This is a genomic window from Mesorhizobium sp. M4A.F.Ca.ET.090.04.2.1 (assembly GCF_003999085.1).
GTDB lineage: Bacteria > Pseudomonadota > Alphaproteobacteria > Rhizobiales > Rhizobiaceae > Mesorhizobium.
In genome coordinates this window covers 1-2950 of record NZ_RZOT01000653.1, presented here as the reverse complement: position 1 = coordinate 2950, position 2950 = coordinate 1, and the positions used below count along the sequence as shown (strand labels likewise).

Here is a 2950-nt window from a genome sequence, read left to right as displayed (position 1 = left end):
GCCGGTAGCCCATCGCCACGACACGGCCGGCGACAGCCGGCTCGATGACATAGATCGCGGCATGCTTGCCGGCCTTGCGCGTGCGCTCGGCGATCGAGGCAACCGTCTCCATCATGCTTTCCAGCGTCGAATTGACGGTGGTGCCATTCGACCAGGCAATCGAGAAATCCGAGGGGCCGACAAAGATGCCGTCGATGCCGGGTGTGTCGAGAATGCCGTCCAGCGCCTCGAACGCCGCGCGCGTCTCGACCATCGCAAACGCCATGGTGCGCTGGTTGGTGTCGCGCAGCCATTCGGCGTGGTCGCCCTTGCCGTGGCGCGGAAAGGCGTAGGTCGGGCCCCAGGAGCGCTCGCCCACGGGCGGGTATTTCATGGCGGCGGCGAACAGCCTGGCGTCGGCGACCGAATTGACCATCGGAGCGATCACCGCCTCTGCGCCGAAATCGAGCGCGCGGCTCGCCATGTCGAAGCGGCCGACCGGAATGCGCACCAGCGCCGGCTTGTTGGCGGCCAGGACTGGCACCAGGCCGCGCAGCACGCTGTCCTCGTGATGGCCGCCATGCTGCATATCGAGGGTGACGGCGTCAAAACCCTGCTTGGCGATGATCTCGACCGTCAGCGCATCCGGCACTCCGGACCATGCGGTGAACAGTGTTTCGTCAGCAGCCAGGCGGGACTTGAGCGACATTTGAACTTTCCTTGTTAACAATCCGCAGTTTCAGCCGGAAACCGCGGCAAAGGCAAAGAAAAACCGCCCGGCTTGGCCGGGCGGTCGATTGGTCCAGTTAGAGCATGATGCCGAAAAGCGTGAAGCGGTTTTCGGGCGACGTCATGCTCATATTGGATCAGGTGTTCTTGATCTGCTCGATCGCCTCGGCCATCAGTTCGTCCATGGTACGACGGATCTGATGGTCCGACTGGTTGACACCGGCCTCGTCGAAATCCTTGCGAATCTTGCGGAAGACGTCGTGGTCGCCGGCTTCCTCGATGTCGGCGACGACCACCTGCTTGGCATAGGCCTCGGCGTCAGTGCCGGACTTGCCGAGCTTTTCGGCCGCCCACAGGCCAAGCGCCTTGTTGCGGCGGGCGGAGGCCTTGAAGCGAAGCTCCTCGTCGAAGACGAATTTGCGCTCGAAGCCCTCTTCTCGGTCTTTCATGCTGCTCATGGCATCCCTCCGGTCAAATCCGATTCGCTTAGGCGTAAATCATGTGTGTTCCCGAAGCACAAACCAAAAGGCCGCGGGCCGGTCAATATGCTACATCACTTGCTGCGCTGCGGCATTTCATTCCCGAAAGCGGTTAATTCGAAGGATTTGCCGATTGAGCAAACCATGTGATTGGGATAGACACCGGCATTGAACACCGCCGTTGCCATACTAATTTAGGCAGACGGACAGGAACTGGGCGCTTGCCGCCTGCCCGGAAATCCAGAGAAAAAATCAAATGAAAAATCGCCGCCGCATTTATGAAGGCAAGGCCAAGATCCTCTATGAAGGACCTGAGCCGGGGACGCTGATCCAGTTTTTCAAGGACGACGCTACCGCCTTCAACAAGAAGAAGCACGAAGTGGTCGATGGCAAGGGCGTGCTCAACAACCGCATTTCCGAGCATATTTTCAACCATTTGAACCGCATGGGCATTCCGACCCATTTCATCCGGCGGCTCAACATGCGCGAGCAGCTGATCAAGGAAGTCGAGATCATTCCGCTTGAAGTCGTAGTGCGCAACGTCGCCGCCGGCTCGCTGTCGAAGCGCCTCGGCATCGAGGAAGGCACGGTGCTGCCGCGCTCGATCATCGAATTCTACTACAAGGCCGACGCGCTCGACGACCCGATGGTGTCGGAAGAGCACATCACCGCTTTTGGCTGGGCGAGCCCGCAGGAGATCGACGACGTCATGGCGCTGGCCATCCGCGTCAACGACTTCCTCTCCGGCCTGTTCATGGGCGTCGGCATCCAACTCGTCGATTTCAAAATCGAGTGCGGCCGCCTGTTCGAGGGCGACATGATGCGCATCGTCGTCGCCGACGAGATTTCGCCGGATTCCTGCCGGCTGTGGGACGTGAACACGCAGGACAAGCTCGACAAGGACCGTTTCCGCCGCGATATGGGCGGACTGGTCGAAGCCTATCAGGAAGTCGCCCGCCGCCTCGGCATCATGAACGAGAACGAGCCACCGCGCCCAACTGGACCGGTGCTCGTCGCCTCCACCGAGCCGCCCAAGGGCTTGAAGCACTAACTGCCAGACCGGACTTGCCTGTGGCGGCGAAACCGGCGCAAGCCGCACTGATTTCTCAGGAGTATCGATGAAAGCCCGTATCACCGTCACCCTCAAGAATGGCGTTCTCGACCCGCAGGGCAAGGCGATCGAGCATGCGCTGTCCGGGCTGGGCTTTGATGGGGTCGGATCGGTGCGCCAGGGCAAGGTGTTCGACGTCGAGCTTGCGGGGACCGACAAGGCCAAGGCCGAAGCCGACCTCAAGGCCATGTGCGACAAGCTTCTGGCGAACACCGTTATCGAGAACTACGCGGTGGAGATCGCCTAGATGAAATCAGCCGTCGTCCTCCTGCCTGGCCTCAACCGCGACCGCGACATGATCGCAGCGCTGACCAAGATTTCCGGACAGGCGCCGGCCACCGTCTGGCAGACCGACACCGAAATCCCCGATGTCGACCTGATCGCCATCCCGGGTGGCTTCTCCTTCGGCGACTATCTGCGCTGCGGGGCGATCGCGGCGCGCATGCCGGTGATGCGAGCGGTGGCCGAAAAGGCGGCCAAGGGCGTCATGGTAATCGGCGTCTGCAACGGCTTCCAGATCCTGGTCGAGGCCGGCCTGCTGCCCGGCGCGCTGATGCGCAATGCTTCGCTGAAATTCGTCTGCCGGCAGGTGAAGCTCGAAATCGCCAACGCCAACACCATGTTCACCCGTCGCTATCAGCCCGGCCAGATC

At 61.3% G+C, this 2950-nt stretch carries 5 protein-coding genes; 3 read left to right on the top strand and 2 right to left on the bottom strand.

The window, feature by feature from the left end; genetic code table 11:
* Together EN781_RS29810 and EN781_RS29805 are read right to left on the bottom strand one after the other, a co-directional pair.
* Positions 1 to 688: HpcH/HpaI aldolase/citrate lyase family protein (locus EN781_RS29810; RefSeq protein WP_127400610.1), on the bottom strand; the 688-nt coding region annotated here is incomplete at its 3' end.
* A gap of 157 nt (positions 689 to 845) precedes the next feature.
* On the bottom strand, positions 846 to 1166 hold the full coding sequence (locus EN781_RS29805) for a DUF1476 domain-containing protein (protein WP_126054833.1): 321 nt from the start codon (positions 1164 to 1166) through the stop codon (positions 846 to 848).
* 277 nt (positions 1167 to 1443) lie between these two features.
* Between EN781_RS29805 and purC the strand changes: the two genes are divergently transcribed.
* The 3 genes from purC to purQ form a co-directional block, all read left to right on the top strand.
* A complete protein-coding gene (purC, locus tag EN781_RS29800) occupies positions 1444 to 2238 on the top strand; it encodes a phosphoribosylaminoimidazolesuccinocarboxamide synthase (RefSeq protein ID WP_126054834.1) in 795 nt (264 codons plus the stop codon).
* A 67-nt stretch (positions 2239 to 2305) separates the two neighbouring features.
* Positions 2306 to 2545, top strand: coding sequence for a phosphoribosylformylglycinamidine synthase subunit PurS (gene purS, locus EN781_RS29795; protein ID WP_126054835.1), 240 nt, complete (start codon positions 2306 to 2308; stop codon positions 2543 to 2545).
* Positions 2546 to 2950: phosphoribosylformylglycinamidine synthase I (gene purQ / locus EN781_RS29790; protein WP_127400609.1), on the top strand; the 405-nt coding region annotated here is incomplete at its 3' end.